The organism is Bradyrhizobium sp. LM2.9, assembly GCF_054056555.1.
In genome coordinates, this window is the sequence record NZ_JBSRYJ010000002.1 from 607,492 (window position 1) to 629,040 (window position 21,549).

Below are 21,549 nucleotides of genomic sequence, written 5' to 3' on the forward strand. Positions count from 1 at the left end.
ATGACGGCGATCGATCCCACGCTCCGCGCCACCAAGACGACCTGCCCCTATTGCGGCGTCGGCTGCGGCGTGCTGGCGACGCCAGACGGCGGGGGCGGCGCAGCGATCGCGGGCGATCCTGACCACCCCGCCAATTTCGGCCGGCTGTGCTCCAAGGGCTCGGCACTCGGCGAGACCGTCGGGCTGGAAAGCCGGCTGCTCTATCCGATGATCCGCTGCAAGGGCGCGCTGGAACGCGTCGCCTGGAGCGATGCGCTCGACCACGTCGCCCACCGCATGCAGCACATCGTCGCGCGCGACGGCGCCGACGCGGTCGCGTTCTATCTCTCCGGCCAGCTGCTGACCGAGGACTATTACGTCGCCAACAAGCTGATGAAGGGCTTTGTCGGCACCGCCAATGTCGATACCAATTCGCGGCTCTGCATGTCGTCCTCGGTCGCCGGTCACCGCCGCGCCTTCGGTGCCGACACCGTGCCCGGCTGCTACGAGGATCTCGATCAGGCCGATCTGCTGGTGTTGGTCGGTTCGAATGCCGCCTGGTGCCATCCGGTGCTGTTCCAGCGCATGCTGAAGAACAGGCAGGAGCGCGGCGCCCGCATGATCGTGATCGATCCGCGCCGCACCGATACCGCGACCGACGTCGATCTGTTTCTCGGCCTCAAGCCCGGCACCGACACGGCGCTGTTCTCCGGACTGTTCGTTCATCTCGCCGATAATGGTGCGCTCGATCAGGACTACATCGCGCAAAACACGTCGGGCTTTGACGACGCACTGGCGCGTGCGCGCAGCATCGCCGGCAGTGTCACGGCGACCGCGCTTGCCACCGGTCTCACCGAGCAAGACGTGGCTGCCTTCTTCAAGATGTTCCGCGACACCGAGCGGGTCGTCACGCTCTATTCGCAGGGTGTCAACCAGTCGGCGCAGGGCACCGACAAGGTCAACGCGATCCTGAATTGCCATCTCGCCACGGGACGCATCGGCAAGCCCGGCACTTCGCCGTTCTCGCTCACCGGCCAGCCCAACGCGATGGGCGGCCGCGAGGTCGGCGGCCTCGCCAACCAGCTCGCCGCGCATATGAACTTCACGCCGCCGGATATCGACCGCGTGCGGCGGTTCTGGAAGGCGCCGCGCATCGCCACCCATGAGGGGTTGAAGGCGGTTCAGCTGTTCGAGGCCATCAACCGCGGCGAGGTCAAGGCGTTGTGGGTGATGGGCACCAACCCGGCGGTGTCGCTGCCCGACGCGGACTTCGTGCGCGAGGCGCTGAAGAAGCTCGAATTGTTCGTGGTTTCCGAGAACGTGCTCTCCAACGACACGGTCGATGCCGGCCCGCATGTGCTGCTGCCGGCGCTCGCCTGGGGCGAGAAGTCGGGCACCGTGACCAATTCCGAGCGCCGCATCTCGCGCCAGCGCTCGTTCCTGCCGGCCCCGGGTGAGGCGCGACCGGACTGGTGGATCCTGAGCGAGACCGCAAGGCGACTCGGCTTCGGCGACAGCTTCAACTACAAATCGGCGGCCGATATCTTCCGCGAGCACGCCGCGCTCTCGACGTTCGAGAACGACGGCAGCCGCGATTTCGACATCGGCGCGCTGACGTCGCTGTCGGACGAGGCCTTTGGCGCCTTGAAGCCGGTGCAGTGGCCCGCGCGCGAAGGCGAGGCGCCCGGGGAACGCTTCTTCGCCAAGGGTGGCTTCTTCACCAATGACGGCAAGGGCCGCTTCGTCGCGCCGGAGGTGCCGGCGCTGCGTGGCGAGACCGGGCCGTCGCGGCCGCTGCGACTCAACACCGGACGCATTCGCGATCAGTGGCACACCATGACGCGTACGGGTCTCAGCCAGCGGCTCGGCGCGCATCTGCCGGAGCCGTTCGTCGAGATCCATCCTGACGATGCCAGCAAATACGGCATCGTCCACGACGGCTATGCCCGCATCACCACGGACTACGGCCAGTGCATCCTGAAGGTCGTCGTCAGCGATCGGCAGCAGCGCGGCACGCTGTTCGCGCCGATCCACTGGAGCGCGATGAACGCCTCCCACGGTCGCGTCGGTGCGCTGGTCGCACCGTTCACCGATCCGTTCTCGGGGCAGCCGGAATCGAAGGCAACGCCGGCCGCGATCGCGCCCTATGAATACGTCTTCCGCGGCTTTGCGTTGTCGCGCAAGCAGCTCGATCTGCCGCCGAACGTGATGTGGACCCGCGTCACTGTTACCGGCGGCTTCGGCTATCTCTTCGCCGACAATGCGGATCTGTCGCGCTGGCCGGCCTGGCTCGAGAGCGTCGCCGGCGAAGACGTCGCCGACTATCGCGACTTCGGCGGCGGCGTCTATCGCGCGGCGTCGTTTGCGGGCGACCGCATCGAAACCTGCCTGTTCGTTGGCCCCGCGCATGACGCCGGGGACTGGGAGGTGGTGAAGAGCCTGTTCGTGGCCGACCACGTCACCGACGACCAGCGCCGCATGCTGCTATCGGGCAAGTCCAGCGAAGGCGCCGCCTCGACCGGCCCTGTCGTCTGCGCCTGCTTCGGCATCGGCCGCGGCACCATCTGCGACAGCATCGCTGCCGGCGCGCGCACGGCCGCCGAGATCGGCGCAAAGCTCAAGGCCGGCACCAATTGCGGCTCCTGCATCCCCGAGCTGAAGCGCCTGATCGCGACGACCGAGGTCGCGCCGGCGAAGCCAGTGAAGCTCGCGGGCGCGGCGGGGTAGGGGTCTCTCCAGACCAAGAGACGGTCTCGTGCCCCGGACGCTGCGCAGCACGAAGTGATGCGCTGCAGAGCCGGGGCCCATCGCGCGGAGGTTTGTGTGGGCCTTTCTGGGTCCCGGCTCTGCGCAGCAACGCAGGGGGCGTTGCAGCGCGTCCGGGACACGAGAGCGGTATGGCTAGGTACGCCGCCATGCCCTCCGCCCAATCGACGCGCCCTCGATTGTGCCCTATGTTGCCGCGCTCTCCCATCAACAACGACAAAAATAACAATGATGTACCTGGAAACGCCGCCGCGCCTGATCGAAACCAAGCTATTCTCCGCAATGCCCGACAGGTTCCGCCGCAAAGGCGAGCGGACGGATTGGGCCGATGCCAACCGGCCGGGTGTGCCGACGGACTCCTTCATCGAAGGACCGTCGTTCGACAAGGATGGCAATCTCTACATCGTCGACATTCCCTTCGGCCGCATCTTCCGCATCGCGCCCGATGGCGAATGGTCGGTCGCGATCGAATATGAGGGCTGGCCGAACGGATTGAAGATCGCGGCCGACGGCCGCATCATGGTCGCCGACTACAGGCACGGCATCATGGAGTTCGAGGCCAAGGCCGACCGCATCAAGCCTGTCCTGACTGCACGCAATTCGGAATCGTTTCGCGGCTGCAACGATCTGCATCTCGCCTCCAACGGCGACATCTATTTCACCGACCAGGGCCAGACCGGCCTGCATGACCCCAGCGGCCGCGTCTATCGCCTGACACAAAGCGGCCGGCTCGATTGCCTGATCGATACCGGCATCAGCCCGAATGGCCTGGTGCTCGATCCGACCGAAACGGTGCTGTTCGTCGCGATGACGCGCGACAACGCGGTGTGGCGGTTGCCGTTCATGGAGGACGGCAGCGTGTCCAAGGTCGGCCGCTTCTGCTCGCTGTTCGGCACCAGCGGCCCCGACGGCATGACCATGGATGCCAAGGGCCGCCTGTTCGTCGGGCACGCTTCGCTTGGCCATGTCTTCGTGTTCGCGCCGAACGGCGAATTGATCGCGCGGATCAAATCGTGCGCGGGGCCGAATTGCACCAACGTCGCAATCGGTGGCGCAAAGAAAGATCGGCTCTATATCACGGAGTCCGGGACCGGCAGCGTGCTGGTCGCTGATATCAGCGGATTGAACTCTTGAGCATGACGGCGGTTGCCTGAGCGAAAGAGCGGTATCGGAGCAGACATGAACACAAAACCTTTCGGCAAAACCGGCGCCGCCGTCTCCGTGATCGGGCAGGGCACCCTGGTATCTCGATCATGGCGATCGTAAGCGCGCGATCACGGCGCTTCAGCGCGGGCTCGATCTCGGCATGACTCACATCGACACCGCCGAGATGTATGGTGATGCCGAACTCGTCATTGCCGATGCGATCACGGGCCGGCGCGACGACGTGTTCCTGGTCTCAAAGGTGCTGCCAAGCAACGCTTCGCGCGGCGGAACCATCACCGCCTGTGAGCGCTCGCTGAAGCGGCTGAAGACTGATCGGCTCGATTGCTATCTCCTGCACTGGCGTGGCTCGTATCCGCTGGAGGACACCGTCGCCGCGTTCGAGGAACTGGTGAAGACCGGCAAGATCAAATCCTGGGGCGTCTCCAATTTCGACGCCGACGATCTCGACGAGATCCTCGAAATTGCCGGCGAAGGCAAGATCGCCTGCAATCAGGTGCTCTATCATCTGAAGGAACGCGCGATCGAGCACGCGGTGATCCCGTGGTGCGAACGGCATGGCGTCGCTGTGGTCGCCTATTCGCCGTTCGGCCACGACGATTTCCCTACGAGCAACAGCAAGGGCGGCGCCGTGTTGGCGGGCATAGCGGAGGCGCGTCGCGCGACGCCGCGCCAGGTCGCGCTGAGCTTCCTCACCCGTGAGACTACGGTGTTCGCGATCCCGAAGGCGTCCTCTGCGGAACATGCCGGCGAAAATGCAGCGGCCGGTGATCTCGTGCTGACGAAAGACGAGATTGCTGCGCTCGATGCGGCGTTTCCGCGCGGTGCAAAGCCGCGCAGCCTGCCCATGCTGTAGTGCACAAAAGCCTATTATTAATGGAGTATTGACGCGCGCGGGCGTGAGCGCATATCGGCATCCTGTTTTCGGAAGTTGTGAAAGCGGCGCAATTATCGTTTTTAAGGATCATTCCCGATTCGCATTTCCTAGGTTCCTGCCGTGACACCGCCGCCCGCCGTAGCCGCAAGGCTCGACAGTATTCCCATGCCCATGCCGGAAAAGAAGCAGCAGGTGCGCCCGCGCGCCTGCGCGCGTCGATCATCCCTTCAAGGGTATCGCGCTGGTGCTGCTGTCGACGATCTTTCTCGGTTGCTCCGATGTCACCGCGAAATATCTGTCGTCGAGCCTGCCATCGATCGAGATCACCTGGATCCGCTTCGTGACGTTCGCGCTGATGTTCACGCCGGTGATGCTGCCGGGCTCGCCGTTCCATGCGATGCGCACCGAGCGCCTCGGCCTGCAACTGATGCGCGGCGCGGCACTGCTCGGCTCTTCGCTGTTCTTCATCACCGGCCTGAGCTTCCTGCCGATCGCGGAAGCCTCCGCCACCGGCTTCGTCTCGCCGCTGTTCGTCACCGCACTCTCGATCATCTTCCTGAGCGAGAAGGTGGGCATGCGCCGCTGGATCGCCACCGCGATCGGCCTGACCGGCGTGATGATCATCCTGCGTCCGGGCTCCAGCGCGTTTCACGCCGCCGCGTTCTTCCCGATCGTCTCGGCGTTCTGTTGGGCCGCCGCGCTGATCCTGACGCGCATGATAAGCGGCCGCGAAGCCGTCCTCACCACGATGGCTTATTCGGCGCTGACGGGCGTTGCGATCCTCTCGCTGATGGTGCCGTTCGTCTGGGTCACGCCGAGCTGGACCGCGATCGGACTTGGCATCGTGATCGGTGTTGCGTCCACCGTCGGCCAGTGGATCATCGTGCTGGCCTATCGCTACGGCGATGCCTCGGTGCTGGCGCCGTTCTCGTATACGCAATTGCTGTGGGTCAGCATTTTGGGCTTCTTTCTGTTCGGAGAAGTGCCTGATATCTGGACCGTCACCGGCGCGGCCTTCATCGTCGCCAGCGGCCTCTACATCGCCCACCGCGAGCGCATCCGCCGCGCCCAGCTCCTGATAATGGAAGAGCGTTCCCCGAATCCCTGACGCAAGTTCGCGCGTCCGCTTTGTGCTATCAACGGCTCCAACAACAAGGGAGGAGCCGGATGCGCGCTGCGATTTTCAGGAACGGTGAGATCGTCGTCGACCGGATGGCTGAGCCGAAGCCGGGCAACGGGCAAGTGCTGGTCAAGACGCTCGCCTGCGGCATCTGCGGCTCAGACCTTCACGCACGCCAACACGCGCACCGCATGGTGGAGATGGCGCGGAAGACCGGGCGCAAGCCAATGGACCTCACCCGCGACGTCGTGTTCGGCCATGAGTTCTGCTGCGAAATCGTCGATTACGGGCCCGGCACCACGCGCAAGCTCAAGTCGGGTACGCGCGTGTGCTCACTGCCGGCCCTGGTGACGCTGCAGGGCATCGAGGGCATCGGTTATTCCAACGAGAATGTTGGCGGCTATGCCGAGGCGATGCTGCTGAGCGAAGCGCTGCTGCTCGAAGTGCCCAACGGTCTCGCGCCGGAGCATGCTGCACTCACCGAACCGCTCGCGGTCGGCGTTCACGCCGTGGCCAAGGCCAATATCCAAGGCGGCGAGGTGCCGCTCGTGATCGGCTGCGGGCCGGTCGGGCTTGCGGGGGGGAGCGCGGGGTGATCGCCGCGCTCAGGATCAGGGGCCTGCATCCGATCGTCGCCGCCGACTATTCGCCGGCGCGACGCGCGCTCGCGGCCAAGCTCGGCGCCGACATCGTCGTCGATCCCCTGAAGTCGCAGCCCTATGCGACCTGGGCCGAGCACGCGCAGATGTCGGACGCGGAGAAGGCGGCGCGGCCACCGTTGCAGGCCATGCTGCCCGCGCTGAAGCCCGCGATCATCTTCGAATGCGTCGGCGTGCCCGGTCTGTTGCAGCAGGTGTTCGAGGGCGCGCCGCGCGATGCGAGGATTGTCGTGGTCGGCGTCTGCATGGAGATCGACAGGAGCGAGCCGATGCTCGGCATCATGAAGGAGCTCAACGTTCAATACGTGCTCGGCTACACGCCGGACGAATTCGCAGCGTCGTTGCGCCTGATCGCGGAAGGGCAGGTGGATGCGGCTGCGATGGTGACGGCCGAGATCGGCATCGACGGTGTTGCGAAAGCCTTCGCCGACCTCGCCAATCCTGAAGTCCACACCAAGATCATCGTGCAGCCGTCGCGGTGATGCCTTACACCGGCAGCGCGATCGAATATTTCACCTGGCTGAGCGCAAAGCTGGACTCGATCGAGGCGATGCCGTCGAGCCGGGTGAGCTTGGTTTTCAGGAAAGTCTCATAGGATGCGAGGTCGGCCGCGACCACGCGCAGCAGATAGTCGCGGTTGCCGGTCATCAGATAGCACTCCAGCACCTCGTCCCATTTCGAGATTGCGCGTGCGAAGCGGTTGAGATCCTCCTCCTTCTGCCGCGCCAGCTTGATCGAGATGAAGACGCTGACATGCAGCCCCAGTGCCTTCTGGTCGACCGTCGCGATGTAGCGCGAGATGACGCCGCGCTCCTCCAGCAGCTTGACCCGGCGATGGCAGGGCGAGACCGAGAGTCCGACCTTGTCGGCGAGTTCCTGCATGGTCAGCCGGCTGTCATTCTGGAGCAGGGCGAGGATTTTTCGATCGATGGCGTCTAGCGCAGGCATTGGGATAGAACCTGTGGTTTCCAGGTAGTTTTTGGTATGGCGTTCCAATATTAGCAGGTATCGCGCGAGAAATTGAGAAATTTGGCCCAGCCCGCAGGCGTATCATCGTGGCACCTGTTTTCCGGGAGCGTTGCCATGCCCGTTGATACCGCCCGTCTCGACACATTGACCGCGCTGGCCCGCAAGGCGCTGTGGCTGTCGTCCTGGACCATCCATCACGCCAACCACGTCCGCACCAGCTCGGATGGCCTGAAGGTCGGGGGACATCAGGCCTCGTCGGCCTCGCTCGCGACCATCATGTCGGCGCTGTATTTCCATGTGTTGCGCCCTGAGGATCGCGTCGCGGTGAAGCCGCATGCGAGCCCGGTGTTCCACGCCATCCAGTATCTGTTCGGCCGGCAGAGCCGCGAGAAGCTGGAAAACTTCCGCGGCTTCAAGGGCGCGCAGTCCTATCCCTCGCGCACCAAGGATGTCGACGACGTCGATTTTCTCGACCGGCTCGGTCGGCCTCGGCGTCGCGCAGACGCTGTTCGCCTCGCTGGTGCAGGACTATGTCAAGGCGCATGGTTGGATGAAGGATCGCCGCGAAGGGCGGATGATCGCGCTGGTCGGCGATGCCGAGATGGACGAGGGCAACATTTTCGAGGCGCTCGCGGAAGGCTGGAAGCACGGCCTGCGCAACACCTGGTGGGTGGTCGACTACAACAGGCAGTCGCTGGACGCCGTCGTCCGCGAAGGCCTTTGGGAAAAGTTCGAGACCATGTTCCGCAATTTCGGCTGGGACGTGGTGATCGTGAAATACGGCCGCCTGATGCGCGAGGCCTTTGCCGAGCCCGGCGGCGAGGCGTTGAAGCGCTGGATCGACAATTGCCCGAACGCGCTCTACGCGGCGTTGTGCTTCCAGGGCGGCACCGCCTTCCGCAAGCACCTGCATGACGAGATCGGCGATCAGGGACCTATCACAAAACTGATCGACAAGCGCAGCGACGACGAGCTGCTGGCGCTGATGTCGAACCTCGGTGGCCACGATATGGCGAGCATGCTGGAGGCGTTCGAATCCATCGATCACGACCGCCCGGTCTGCTTCATCGCCTACACCATCAAAGGCGTCGGCCTGCCGTTCCAGGGCCACAAGGACAACCACGCCGGCCTGATGACGGTCGCGCAGATGGAGAAATATCGCGACAGCCAGAACATCCGACCCGGACACGAATGGGACAGATACGAGGGTCTCGCGCAAGACGCCGCCGAGCTCGATGCCTTCCTCGCGCGCGTGCCGTTCAACCAGGACGGCCGCCGGCTTACCGCGCCTGCTATCGAGGTGCCCGCGCAGCTCGCCTTCAAGCCGTCGCCGCAGACGTCGACCCAGCAGGGTTTTGGGCTGGTGCTGAACGAGATCGCGCGCGGCGACAGCGAGCTTGCCAAGCGCATCGTCACGACATCGCCTGATGTCACCGTCTCGACGAATCTCGGTCCGTGGGTGAACAGGCGCGGCCTGTTTGCGCGCGGCGAGAAGGCCGACTTATTCCGCAGCGAGAAAATTCCTTCCACATTCAATTGGGACTTTTCGCCGAAAGGCCAGCATCTCGAACTCGGCATTGCCGAGATGAACCTGTTCATCATGCTCTCGGCGCTCGGCCTGTCGCACCAGATCAACGGCGAGCGGCTCTTGCCGGTCGGCACGCTCTACGATCCCTTCATCGAGCGCGGTCTCGATGCGCTGAACTATGCCTGTTACCAGGATGCGCGCTTCATGGTGGCGGCGACCCCATCAGGCGTCACGCTCGCGCCCGAAGGCGGCGCGCACCAGTCGATCGCAACGCCGTTGATCGGCATGGCGCAGGATGGCCTTGCCTCGTTCGAGCCGGCCTTCGTCGACGAACTCGCCGTGATCATGGGCTGGGGATTCAACCACATGCAGCGCGATCCGGGCGAGGGCGGCTCGATCTATCTGCGGCTCTCGACGCGCAGTATCGAGCAGGCGCAACGGATCATGACGCCCGAACTGGAGCAGGGCATCACCGACGGGGCCTACTGGCTGCGCAAGCCTGGCCCGAATGCCGAACTCGTGATCGCCTATACCGGCGCGGTCGCGCCCGAAGCGATCGAGGCGACCGGCTTCATCGGCGAGAGCCGGCGCGACATCGGCCTGCTCGCGATCACTTCCGCAGATCGTCTGCATGCGGGTTGGACCGCCGCACGGAAATTGCGCCGTGATCGGAGAGGCGTGCAGCATCTCAGCCACATCGAAAAACTGCTCGCGCCGCTGCCGCGCGACTGCGGCATCGTCACCGTGATCGACGGCCATCCGGCGACGCTCGGCTGGCTCGGTAGCGTCCGCGGCCATCGCGTCGAGGCGCTCGGCGTCGAGCAGTTCGGCCAGACCGGCACGATTGCCGACCTCTACCGCCACCATGGCATCGACGCCAATGCCATCATCGATGCGGCCGAAAGCCTCACCACCGGTGCGCCGGTGCTGCATCGGAAGATGGCGGTGTAGTGGGAATGACCGGCGCATGGGCCCCGGCTCAGCAGCGCACCGCTGAAGGGCGCTGCGCTGCGGGGCACGAGAGCCGCTTCGACGAGCTGCAGTTTCGCGTCCCGGACGCGGCGCGGCATGAAATGACGCGACGCTGAGCCGGGACCCAAGTTCTTACGTCCCAGCCACCTTGCCACCCCTCCGCCATCGGCTCATATAGCCTCCGTCCGCCGCAACGCTGGCCCCGCATATGGCGGGTTCAATTGCCGGCGCTTTCGTGCAAGGATGCCTGCCGAAACGCCCCCTCCATACCCAAGAAGAGGTTCACGATGGTCAATCGCATGCAATTCTACATCGACGGCGCCTGGGTCGATCCCGCCGTCAAGAAGTCCACCCCGGTCGTCAATCCGGCGACGGAAGAGGCGATGTACGAGATTGCGCTGGGCTCCAAGGCCGACGTCGACAAGGCCGTCGCCGCCGCCAAGCGCGCGTTCGTGACATTCTCCCAAGACCAGCCGTGACGAGCGCGTCGCGCTGCTCACCAAGGTCATCGAGATCTACAAGGGGCGCCTCAAGGAGATCGGCGCTGCCGTCTCCGACGAGATGGGCGCGCCGCTGCCGATGGCCGAAAAGCTCCAGGCCGGCGCCGGCCTCGGCCATCTCATGACCACGCTCGACGTGCTCAAGAACTATCATTTCGAGGAACCGGTCGGCACCGCCATGGTGCTGCGCGAGCCGGTCGGCGTGGTCGGCATGATCACGCCCTGGAACTGGCCGCTCAACCAGATCGCCTGCAAGGTCGCGCCCGCGCTCGCCGCCGGCTGCACCATGATCCTGAAGCCGTCGGAGTTCACCCCGACCTCGGCGCTGATCTTCGCGGAAATCCTCCATGAAGCCGGCGTGCCGAAGGGCGTGTTCAACCTCGTCAACGGTCTCGGCCCCGAGGTCGGCGCCGCCATGAGCGAGCACCCCGATATCGACATGATCTCGTTCACCGGCTCGACCCGCGCCGGCATCGATGTGGCCAAGCGTGCGGCGCCGACCGTGAAGCGCGTCAGCCAGGAGCTCGGCGGCAAGTCGCCGAACGTCATCCTCGAAGGCGCCGACCTCACGAAGGCGGTGACCGGCGGCGTGATGCACATGTTCAACAACTCCGGCCAGTCCTGCAACGCGCCCTCGCGCATGATCGTGCCGCTGTCGAAGATGAAGGAAGTGGCCGCGATCGCGAAGGCTGTCGCCGACAAGACCAAGGCGGGCGATCCGCGCGCTGAGGGTACCACCATCGGTCCGGTCGTCAACCGCGGCCAGTGGGACAAGATCCAGGGGCTGATCAAGAAGGGCATCGACGAGGGCGCAACGCTCGTGTCCGGCGGCCCGGGCCTGCCCGAGGGCGTCAATAAGGGCTTCTATGTCCGCCCGACCATCTTCGCCGACGTCACCCCTGACATGACGATCGCGCGCGAAGAAATCTTCGGACCGGTGCTGACCATCATCGGCGCCAAGGACGAAGCCGAGGCCGTGCATATCGCCAACGACACGCCCTATGGCCTGGCCGGCTACGTCACGGGCGCTTCCGTCGAGGACGCCAAGCGGGTCGGCCGCCAGATCCGCGCCGGCAACGTCAACCTCCAAGGCGTGCCCAACGACCGCACCGCGCCGTTCGGCGGCTACAAGCAGTCCGGCAACGGCCGCGAATGGGGCAAGTACGGCCTCGAGGACTTCCTCGAAGTGAAGGCCGTCGCCGGCTTCAACGCGGCGTAAGCTTTATCGTTTGAAACCAACATGACGCCGGAGTGGAAAGCCACTCCGGCGTTTTTGTTTGTTCGTCATTGCGAGCGAAGCGGCGAAGCGAAGCAATCCAGAAATCTTTCCGCGGAGACAGTCTGGATTGCTTCGTCGCAAGCGCTCCTCGCAATGACGAGGAGAACGCTGTACGACCGGCGTAGGGCCTATCCCCCCACCGCGCCCTGCGTATTCACGTACAACGCGTAGATCGATTGGCTCGCGGCCATGAACAGGCGGTTGCGCTTGACGCCGCCGAAGCAGAGATTGGCGCAGCGTTCGGGCAGTGCGATGCGGCCGATCATGACGCCGTCGGGCGCGAACACCACGACGCCGTCGAGCTCGGGATCGCCCATGCCCCAGCCGCACCAAAGATTGCCGTCGATGTCACAGCGCATGCCGTCCGGCGTGCCCGGACCCGCATCTATGTGGACGCGCTTGTTGGAGATCGTCGTGCCGTCTGGCGAGACGTCATAGGCGAGAATCTTGCGGTTCGGCACGCCGCGTGATTCCACGACATAAAGAATCTTCTCGTCCGGCGAGAAACACAGGCCATTCGGCCCCAGCACGCCTTCGGCAACGATAGTCGCCTTGCCGGTCGTGGGATCGAACCTGTAGACGTTCGGCTCGATCTCGGGCTCGGCCTTGTATCCTTCGTAATTGCCGAGCAGGCCGAAGGTGGGATCAGTGAACCAGACCGCGCCGTCGGACTTCACCACGACGTCGTTCGGCGAGTTGAGCTTCTTGCCGCCGAACGAGTCCATCAGCACGGTGATGCTGCCGTCATATTCGGTGCGGGTGACGCGTCGCCCGCCATGCTCGCAGGTGACGAGCCGGCCTTGGCGATCCCTGGTGTTGCCGTTGGCGAAATTGGAGGGCTTGCGGAACACCGAGACCGCACCGGTCTCCTCTTCCCATTTGACGATGCGCTGGTTGGGGATGTCGCTGCACAACAGATAGCGTCCATCGCCGACCCAGACCGGTCCCTCGGCCCAGCGCAGGCCGGTGGTCAGCCGTTCCACCGCCGAGAGCTTCAGCCAGTATTTTTCGAACCGGGGATCGAGTGCGCTGATCGCCGGATCGGGGTAATACGTCGCCGGCCGCCAGCCTTGAGGCCGTTCCTGGTTATGGGACGATGCATCGTTCATGTGCAATTCTCGTTGTTGCGTTCCCTCTGTCCAAGTCTGCTAGCATCAGATATCTACGGCCGCAAATCGGTCGCACATACGAGGAAAGACATGCCGCGCATCTTGATGACGGGAGCTTCGGGCGGGATTGGAACGCGCCTGCGAAAACTGCTGCCGCCGATCTATCCAGACCTGCTGCTCAGCGACATCCGCCCGCCGGCCGATCTCGGCCCGAACGAGCAATTCAAGGCGGCGGATCTGTCCGACCTTGCGCAGTGCGAAGCGATCTGCGAGGGCGTCGACGGCATCATCCACTTCGGCGGCTATTCGGTCGAAGGTCCCTGGAATGACATCCTCCAGGCCAACATCATCGGCGGCTACAATCTGTTCGAGGCGGCGTATCGCAAGGGCGTCAAGCGCGTGGTGTTCGCCTCCTCGAACCATGCCGTCGGATTCTATCCGCGCCACCACAAGATCGGCACCGACGTTACCCCGCGCCCCGACGGCCGCTATGGCGTCAGCAAGGTGTTCGGCGAAGCGGTCGGCGCCCTCTACGCCGACAAGCATGGCCTGAAGGTGACCTGCCTTCGCATTGGCAATTTCGGCGACGTGCCGCTGGACCTTCGCCGGATCTCGATCTGGCTTAAGCCGGAAGATCTGGTGCAGCTCTGCCAGATCGGGCTCGAGCATCCCGACATTCGTTTCGAGGTTTTCTACGGCGTGTCCCTGAACGAGCGCGCCTGGTGGGACAACCACCGCGCCTACGAGTTCGGCTACCGCCCCACGGGGCGCTCCGAGGACCACGTGCCGCATGCGATGGCCGAGCAGGCCAAGATGAAGCCCGATCCGATCGGCGATCACTATCAGGGCGGCGCGTTCTGCAGCAATGAGTTCGACGGCGACACAAGCCGGATCATCGACTGGACCAAACGGTAGGAGCGCATTCGCAGATCTAGGGCGTCGGAATCGACGCCCTAGACAACGCGTTTGCCGGCCTGGGCCGCGATGGGCCTTTGCACAAAATACATCAGGATCAGGGAAATCACCGCCGTCGTCACGACGACGTATCCCAGCCGGTCGAAATGCCGGAGCGTACCGTCGGCGTCCTGCGCGATCAGCGCGGCGGCGAGCACTGAGCCGAGCCCGCCGGAGAGTTGTTGCAGCGACGCGCCGACCGCGCTGAAGGAGCCGCGTTGCGCCGGCTCGGGGATCGCGGAAATCAGCGCCTGCGACGGAATCATGCGTGAGAAGATGCCGACGAACATCAGGACGTTGACCAGGATCGCGACCGTCAGGCTCACCTCGCCGAGATGCGTGTAGATCAACACCATGACGATCGATATGGCGCTGCCGAAGGCAAAGGTCGGGTATTTGCCGAAAGCATCGCTCGCGCGTCCGACCAATGGGCCGATGAAGATGCTGAACAGGCCGGAGACGAGATAGATCGTCGGCAGATGCACGATATCGATGCCAAGATTGTGCACGGTGTAGGCGCTGCCGAACGGCATCAGCATGTAGCCGCCGGTCGCCAGCAGGGTGGTCACTGAAAACGCCATCCAATATCGTGGCTGCGAGACCGTTGCGACCAGGTGCCGGAACGGGTTTCTATCCTGCTTCAGCGCGAGATGGCCGTTCACCGGCTTCATCAGGAACAGCACGGCGGCCATCCCTATCACCGAAAGGCCGACCAGTGCGCCGAACGCGACGTGCCAGTTCCACTGGTTGGCGAGGAAAAGACCGGCCGGGATGCCCAGCACCTGGCTTGCAGCGAAGGCGGTTTGCACGAAACCCATGACGCGGCCGCGCAATTGCAGCGCAAACAGATCGGTCACGATGGCGAGCACGACCGAGCCGATCACGCCGCCGAACAGGCCGGTCACGATCCGCCCCAGCAGCAACAGATGATAGTTGGGCGCGATCGCGCAAAGCGCCGTGCCAAGGGTAAAGCCGGCATAGAAAAACAGCAGCAGCCGCTTGCGATCGAACCGATCGGCAAAGCCAGCCGCCATGATGCCGGAAATTCCCGCGCTGAATGCATAGGCCGAGACCGCCACCCCGAACTGTGCGGCCGAAATATCGAGCGCCGGCATCATGATGGCGCCGAGCGGCGACATGATCATGAAATCGATGATGATCGTGAACTGGACCAGCGCCAGCAGCGCAACCAGGATTGCCTGGTAGCGCGAAAAGCCGCGGGATGGCGCTTGCCGCTCGGCGATCGGCTCGGTCAGGGTTTGTTCGGTCATGCCATTTCGTTCGGGAGGGGATGGATGAGGACGTGCGACGAGGCGCCGGAGCGCGGCCCCCTATTTATTTCCGACCCTGCGAAATTTCGATGGCTTGACAAACAGATTTGAGGGGTGCGTCGACTCGTTGCGTGGGCCGGGCTGCGACGAGTACTATCGCCAGATGCCCTGCGGAGAAATCGACTGCGGATCAAAAAGCCGACATCTCGCGAACAGACAGGCACGTTCGGTATGAGAAAAATCTATACATCGATTGATCTTCCGAACCACGTGGGTCGGTTGGTCCTCTTTGAGGGAGGGGAGGATTCTAAGCCCGACGAAAATTTGGTATGCTTTGAACCTGACGGGCGCGTGAGGTGGAAGGCAAAGCTTCCAACGAGCGACGCAGGCGATTGCTTCGTCGCCGTAGTCCTTGAAGGAGATTTAATCCGGGCCAATAGCTGGAGTTGTCATGCGGTTTGGCTCAATCCGGAGACGGGTGAGGTGGTGCGGACGCATTTCACAAAGTGAAGGGCGCCTTCTCTCTGATCGAATTCGCTATGGGTGAAAAACGAAACACCAAAGCTGCCGCACAAGTCTGCTTCACTATTGCAAGCGGACTCCTGTTTCATGACTGCGCGCCCTCTCGTCCAGTCGCCTCCCCCGCAATCCGCGCCAGATAGTCCTTCTTGCTGAACTGCATGTGATCGACGCAAAGCTGGGCCAGCGCCCAGCTGTCGCGGCCCCTAAGCAGTTCGATCATGAGCTCGTGCTGGCGCCGTGACTGCGCCAGCCCGTCACGGTCGGCGAGATTCTTGGCGCGCATCGGCAAGGTCAGGTTCATGTAGTCTTGGAGCGAGCGTACCAGGTAGGGATTGCCGCAGGCTGAGAACAGCGCGAGGTGAAAGGCATCATTGGTCTCGTGGATGCCGCGCAGGTCGTGCAATTCGGCCTTGGCGCAATATCGCCTTTGCAGCTCGCCGAGCTCATCGATCAGGTCTTGCGGCGCGGGCAGGGGGATCATCAGCGCGGCCTGCCGCGTCAGCATCTCCCGGACCTCGTAGATCTGTCGGACCTCTTCGGCTGAATAGAACCGCACCGTGGCGCCGACATTCTTCTCGCGGCGAACGATGCCGCGGCGCTCCGCGTCCACCAGGGCCTGACGCACAAAGTGGCGCGAGGTGCCGTAAGCCGACATGAGCGCGTCCTCGGTGAGGCGTGCGCCCGGCGCGAGGCGGCCGAAGATGATGTCCTCCTCGAGCCGCGCGACGACATCGTCCGGATCGTCGCGCCGGATCGTCGTGGCGTCTGCGGTGCGGATGTCGGACATGCCCTCGGCCTCCCGGCGCTTGGCCGGTTCTCTCTGTGGAGCAGGGTAGATCAGGATTGTCAATAATTTGGCCGTCCACCAGCATGTTGATCCCAGAAAATGGCGGGTTTGACCTCTGCCTTATTGACAATCAAGGGGCAGGCTGTACGACAATGACCCGGTGATCGGAGTGGCATGATGACGAGTGGGTTGCGCAAAGGGCTGACGAGCTATGGTGATGCCGGCTTCTCGCTGTTCCTGCGCAAGGCGTTCATCAAGGCCATGGGTTATTCCGACGACGCGCTCGAGCGCCCGATTGTCGGCATCACCAACACCTATAGCGACTACAATCCCTGTCACGGAAACGTCCCCCAGATCATCGAGGCGGCCAAGCGGGGGGTGATGCTGTCGGGCGCGATGCCGTTCGTGTTCCCCACGATCTCGATTGCCGAGAGCTTTGCGCATCCAACCTCGATGTATCTGCGCAACCTGATGGCGATGGATACCGAGGAGATGATCCGGGCCCAGCCGATGGATTCGGTGATCGTGATCGGCGGCTGCGACAAGACCTTGCCTGCGCAGGTGATGGCGGCGATCAGCGCCGACCTGCCGACAGTGGTCATCCCCGTCGGCCCGATGGTGGTGGGCCACCACAAGGGTGAGGTGTTAGGGGCCTGCACCGATTGCCGTCGGCTGTGGGGCAAGTATCGCGCCGGCGAGATCGACGATGCCGAGATCGAGGCGGTGAATGGCCGTCTCGCGCCGTCGGTCGGCACCTGCATGGTGATGGGCACGGCTTCGACCATGGCCTGCATGATCGAAGCCATGGGCCTGTCGCTGCCGATGAGCGCGACGATCCCGGCACCGCATGCCGAGCGGTTTCGCCTGGCCGAGGCGAGCGGCAGGGTTGCCGCGGAAATGGCCAAGACCAAGGGGCCGAAGCCGAGCGAGTTTCTGACGCCGGCGTCGTTCAAGAACGCGCAGGTCGTGCTCCAGGCGATCGGCGGCTCGACCAACGGCCTGATCCATCTCACCGCGATGGCGCATCGCTCGCCGCACCGGCTCGATCTCGGGGTGTTCGACCAGATCGGCCGCGAGGTACCGGTGCTGGTCGATCTCAAGCCGTCCGGCGAGCACTATATGGAGCATTTCCACCACGCCGGTGGTGTGCCGAAACTGCTGGCGCAGCTTGGCGATCTCGTCGATCTCGACGCGAAGACGATCACGGGCGAGAGCCTGCGCGATATCGTCGCGAATGCGGAAGACGTGCCCGGCCAGGACGCGATCCGTCCGCGCGACAATCCGATCAAGAGGGAAGGCGGCCTTGCCGTCCTGCATGGCAATCTCGCGCCGCGCGGTGCGGTCATCAAGCAGTCGGCTGCAAGCCCGAAACTGTTGCAGCATACCGGGCGCGCGGTGGTGTTCGAATCCGTCGAGGACATGACCTTGCGGGTTGACGATCCCGATCTCGACGTGAACTCCGACGACGTGCTGGTGCTGCGCAATGCCGGGCCGAAGGGCGCGCCCGGCATGCCCGAGGCGGGCTATCTGCCGATCCCGAAGAAGCTCGCGCGCGGCGGCACCAAGGACATGGTGCGCATTTCCGACGCGCGCATGAGCGGCACCGCGTTCGGCACCATCGTTCTCCACATCACACCGGAATCCGCCGTCGGCGGACCGCTGGCGCTGGTGCGGAACGGCGACATGATCCAGTTGGACGTTGCCAAGCGCAGCATCGAGCTGCTGGTCGATGCGGCCGAGCTGGAACGGCGCCATGCCGCCTTGAAGCCGGCAGCCGCTCCCGACGAGGCGCGGCGCGGCTACGCCTGGCTGTTCAACGAAACCATCATGCAGGCCGACGAGGGCTGCGACTTCGATTTTATGCAGAGGACTGGGAAGAAGACTGAGCAGAAAGACTAAGAGAGGGTGACCAATCACCCGCACGAACGCTCAGACCGCTAAAGCGGCGGGCGATAAAAACAGGGGGAAACGATGATTGCACGATCCATGCTTGGGCTGGCGGCAACGGCCGCTGTTCTCTTCGTCACGGGCGCATCGGCGCAGGAGGTGAAGCATTATCGCTTCGCCTATGACCAGCCGCGCAACACCGGCTATTCCATTGCGGGCGACCTCTTTGCCGACAAGCTCAAGGAATTGAGCAAAGGCACCATGATCATCGATCAATATCCGGGCGCGCAGCTCGGGCAGGAGCCGCAAGTGCTCCAGCTCGTGAAGGCCGGTGACGTCGAATTCTCGATCGTCTCCTCAGCCAACACCGCGACCATCTCGCCGCAGGCCGGCGTGATGTCGTTGCACTATTTGTTCCGCGACGAGAACCACGTGGTCAAGGGACTGGCCGATCCGAAAGTGTTCGAAGCCCTCAAGACCCTGATCGACGAGACCACGCAGGGCCTGCACGTCATCGCGACGGGATCGCAGGGCGTGCGCCACATGTACTCGAAGAAGGAAATCCACAACGTCGGCGACATCAAGGGCCTGAAGATCCGCGTGCAGGCGACTGCGACCGAGGACACCATGTTCCCCGCCTACGGCGCCCAGACCGTGCACATGCCGTTCGGCAGCGTCTACACCTCGTTGCAGACCGGCGTCATGGACGTCGCCGAGAACAGCATCAATGTCTACCTCGTCAACAAGCACTACGAGGTTGCGCCGGTGCTCAACATCACCGAGCACGAGGCCAACAACGCGCTGGTGTTCATCTCCGACAAGCTCTGGCAGAGCCTCTCGGCCGAGCAGAAAGGCTGGGTGCAAGCGGCGGGCAACGAGATCAGCACGAAGGAGCCGGCAAAGGCCTTCGATCTCGAGCGCAGCGCGGCCGAGAAGCTGAAGAAAATGGGCGTGAAGATCATCGACAACGTCGACAAGAAGAGCTTTGCGGCGATCGCCGACCCCTATCTTGACAAGCTGGCCAAGGAGCTCGGCCCGCATGCCGTGAAGATCAAGGATTTGATCCGGTCGGTCAATTAAGCCGCCCCTGTGGCCATCCTTCGAGACGCCCACCTACGGCGGGCCCTGAGGCTGAGGTCACGTTTTCAGGCGAGATTTTAGACCCTCATGGTGAGGAGCCGCCGCAGCGGGCATCTCGAACCATGCGGGCCGAGCACGTTCGGCAGCTTCCGAGCTGTCGCCCGCGATAGCTCCGGGACGACGGGAAAGTTGAATGGCCATCGCCGACAAACTGCTGGTGCAACGGCAACGTCATCTGAAATGGCGCGGGCTCGACTGGCTCGAGCTTGCGCTGATGATCCTCTGCGGCGTGCTCTGCTTCGGCTTCTCGCTGTCGGTGACCGCCGACATCGTCACCCGCACCATCGGCCATCCCTGGCTGTGGCTTCAGGAAGTCACCTCGACGCTGTTCATCTATGCGATCTTCGTCGGCACCGCGGCTGCGACCCGGCGCAACGACCACCTTTATCTCACCGCCATCTCCGAGGCGATGCACGGCACGTCGCGGCTGATCGTCGAGGTGATCATCCGCCTTGTCGTGCTCGGCGTCGCCTTCGGCCTGATCTGGTACGGCTACCAGAATTATCTCCGCGGCTTCGGCAGTTTCCGCCTGCCGTCCGGGACGCCGATCGCTTCGCTCTACGCGATCATCCCGCTGTCGGGCGTGCTGATCGGCCTGTTTACCATCGAGCAGCTCGTCAACGGTTTGCGCAACGGTTTTGACCACCCCGAGCCGCCCGAGGAGGACGGAGCGCCTATCATCACCGACGCACAGATGAGGGCGCAGCCGTGAGCGCACCCATTGTCCTGGCATTGATGACGATCTGCTTCCTGTCGTTCGGCTATCTCGGCGTGCCCGTGCCGTTCTCGCTGATGGCCGGCGTCTTCATCGGCGCGCTTCTCTCCGACGTGTCGCTCGCCGCCATCATCCAGAAGATCTTCGACGGCGTCGATTCCGAGGCGCTGCTGGCGATCCCGTTCTTCCTGCTGGTCGGCGAGCTCATGAGCTCGGCCAATGTGGTGGTACGAATAGCCAATCTCTCGGTGTCGCTGGTCGGACATATCAGGGGCGGGCTGTCGCAGGTCGTGGTCGTCTTCAGCATGTTCTTCTCGGAGATGTCAGGCTCGACCACGGCCGACGTCGCGGTGATGAGCCGCGCGCTGGGCGGCCCGATGAAGCGCGAGGGCTACGAGCCCGCCTTCATCGCCGCGATCATCGCCTCCGCCTCGACCATCGCAGCGCTGGTGCCGCCGAGCATCACCGCTGTGGTCTATGGTGCCGTCGGCAACGTCTCGATCGCCGGTCTGTTCATGGCGGGCGTCGTGCCGGGGCTGATGATCGGCTTCGGGCTGATGATCTACTGCTATTTCTTCGGGCCCTCCGGCCTGCGCAAGCCGCGCGCGCCGCTGCGGCAGGTGGTGTTCGCGGCGGGCGATGCGGCGCTGCCGTTGATGATCCCTGTCATCCTGCTCGGTGGCATTCTCACCGGCTGGTTCACGCCGACGGAAGCGGGCGTCGTGGCCGTCGTCTGGATTGTCGTCGTCGTGATCCCCGCGCTCAACCGCGGGCACATCAGGAAGATCCCGTACGATTTCTGTCTTGCGGGCCTGATCTTCTCGCTGCCGCTGATCACCATCGGCGCCGCCAATGCGTTCGGCTGGATGCTCGCTTATCTGCGCGGTGCAAGCTACATCGCCGATGTCATCACCTCGATGGCCGGCAACGACCCGCATCTGATCATGCTGTTGATGGTCCTGCTCTTCACGGTGGTCGGTGATTTCATCGAGCCGGTGCCGACCATCATCATCTTCATGCCGCTGGTCAACACATTGACGGAAGCCGGCGACATCAACGCCGTGCATATGGGCGTGGTGCTGATCGCAACGCTGGCCTTCGGTCTCATCACGCCGCCCTACGGCCTGGTGCTGCTGATGGCGTCGAAATTCGTGGGCGTCAGTTTTGCAAAAGCGCTACGCGCCGCGTTGCCGATCTACCTCGTGTTCCTTGGGACGATTGCGTTCGCGATCTACTTCCCGAGCGTGGTGCTGTGGCTGCCGCAGAAAGTGCTGCCGGAATCGGTCGGATGCTTCAAGTCGCCGGCGGGCACGGGCTATATCTGTCCCAAGTAAGCCTGCTTGAGTGAACG

13 protein-coding genes and 4 pseudogenes are annotated in these 21,549 nt (G+C 63.8%); 13 read left to right on the forward strand and 4 right to left on the reverse strand.

Translation table 11 applies throughout. From position 1 onward, the window contains the following. From ACVWW3_RS04430 to ACVWW3_RS04455, 6 genes and pseudogenes are all read left to right on the forward strand, one after another. A complete protein-coding gene (locus ACVWW3_RS04430; RefSeq protein ID WP_456650806.1) occupies positions 1–2,706 on the forward strand; it encodes a nitrate reductase in 2,706 nt (901 codons plus the stop codon). A 270-nt stretch (positions 2,707–2,976) separates the two neighbouring features. Beyond that, complete coding sequence (locus ACVWW3_RS04435; RefSeq protein WP_456652066.1) at positions 2,977–3,879, forward strand: SMP-30/gluconolactonase/LRE family protein; 903 nt, start codon at positions 2,977–2,979, stop codon at positions 3,877–3,879. Positions 3,880–3,924: 45 nt separating this feature from the next. Beyond that, positions 3,925–4,765, forward strand: a pseudogene (locus ACVWW3_RS04440) (aldo/keto reductase). A gap of 186 nt (positions 4,766–4,951) precedes the next feature. Beyond that, a pseudogene (locus ACVWW3_RS04445) lies at positions 4,952–5,894 on the forward strand (DMT family transporter). 59 nt (positions 5,895–5,953) lie between these two features. Then, the gene (locus ACVWW3_RS04450) at positions 5,954–6,502 is read left to right on the forward strand and encodes an alcohol dehydrogenase catalytic domain-containing protein (protein WP_456671883.1); all 549 of its coding nucleotides are present in this window, start codon (positions 5,954–5,956) and stop codon (positions 6,500–6,502) included. Next, entirely contained in the window at positions 6,499–7,047 is a 549-nt protein-coding gene (locus tag ACVWW3_RS04455) for a zinc-binding dehydrogenase (RefSeq protein WP_456671884.1), read from the forward strand. The genes ACVWW3_RS04450 and ACVWW3_RS04455 overlap by 4 nt, the downstream gene beginning before the upstream one ends. A gap of 4 nt (positions 7,048–7,051) precedes the next feature. Here the strand turns inward: ACVWW3_RS04455 and ACVWW3_RS04460 are convergent, their stop codons facing one another. Next, positions 7,052–7,513: an Lrp/AsnC family transcriptional regulator gene (locus tag ACVWW3_RS04460; protein WP_247342718.1), complete on the reverse strand. Its 462-nt coding sequence runs from the start codon at positions 7,511–7,513 to the stop codon at positions 7,052–7,054. Positions 7,514–7,648: 135 nt separating this feature from the next. Here ACVWW3_RS04460 and ACVWW3_RS04465 point away from each other — a divergent pair. Beyond that, positions 7,649–10,013, forward strand: a pseudogene (locus tag ACVWW3_RS04465) (transketolase). A 308-nt stretch (positions 10,014–10,321) separates the two neighbouring features. Continuing rightward, positions 10,322–11,753 (forward strand): annotated as a pseudogene (locus ACVWW3_RS04470) (aldehyde dehydrogenase family protein). Positions 11,754–11,941: 188 nt separating this feature from the next. On the opposite strand, the gene ACVWW3_RS04475 reads toward ACVWW3_RS04470, so the two are convergent. Beyond that, entirely contained in the window at positions 11,942–12,922 is a 981-nt protein-coding gene (locus ACVWW3_RS04475; RefSeq protein WP_456650802.1) for an SMP-30/gluconolactonase/LRE family protein, read from the reverse strand. 90 nt (positions 12,923–13,012) lie between these two features. Between ACVWW3_RS04475 and ACVWW3_RS04480 the strand changes: the two genes are divergently transcribed. After that, entirely contained in the window at positions 13,013–13,837 is an 825-nt protein-coding gene (locus ACVWW3_RS04480; RefSeq protein ID WP_456671885.1) for an NAD-dependent epimerase/dehydratase family protein, read from the forward strand. Between the two features lie 38 nt (positions 13,838–13,875). Here ACVWW3_RS04480 and ACVWW3_RS04485 read toward each other — a convergent pair whose 3' ends face one another. Together ACVWW3_RS04485 and ACVWW3_RS04490 are read right to left on the reverse strand one after the other, a co-directional pair. Continuing rightward, positions 13,876–15,147 (reverse strand): MFS transporter, encoded by a 1,272-nt coding sequence (locus ACVWW3_RS04485; protein ID WP_456650801.1) that lies wholly within the window; start codon positions 15,145–15,147, stop codon positions 13,876–13,878. Between the two features lie 607 nt (positions 15,148–15,754). Then, positions 15,755–16,456, reverse strand: coding sequence for a GntR family transcriptional regulator (locus ACVWW3_RS04490; protein WP_456650800.1), 702 nt, complete (start codon positions 16,454–16,456; stop codon positions 15,755–15,757). A gap of 174 nt (positions 16,457–16,630) precedes the next feature. Between ACVWW3_RS04490 and ACVWW3_RS04495 the strand changes: the two genes are divergently transcribed. The 4 genes from ACVWW3_RS04495 (at position 16,631) to ACVWW3_RS04510 (ending at position 21,532) form a co-directional block, all read left to right on the forward strand. Beyond that, positions 16,631–18,355 (forward strand): IlvD/Edd family dehydratase, encoded by a 1,725-nt coding sequence (locus ACVWW3_RS04495; RefSeq protein WP_456650799.1) that lies wholly within the window; start codon positions 16,631–16,633, stop codon positions 18,353–18,355. A 72-nt stretch (positions 18,356–18,427) separates the two neighbouring features. Continuing rightward, a complete protein-coding gene (locus tag ACVWW3_RS04500) occupies positions 18,428–19,423 on the forward strand; it encodes a TRAP transporter substrate-binding protein (protein ID WP_456650798.1) in 996 nt (331 codons plus the stop codon). A gap of 193 nt (positions 19,424–19,616) precedes the next feature. Then, entirely contained in the window at positions 19,617–20,195 is a 579-nt protein-coding gene (locus ACVWW3_RS04505) for a TRAP transporter small permease (RefSeq protein WP_456650797.1), read from the forward strand. Further along, on the forward strand, positions 20,192–21,532 hold the full coding sequence (locus ACVWW3_RS04510) for a TRAP transporter large permease (protein ID WP_354051885.1): 1,341 nt from the start codon (positions 20,192–20,194) through the stop codon (positions 21,530–21,532). The genes ACVWW3_RS04505 and ACVWW3_RS04510 overlap by 4 nt, the downstream gene beginning before the upstream one ends. The last annotated feature ends 17 nt before the right edge of the window (positions 21,533–21,549 follow it).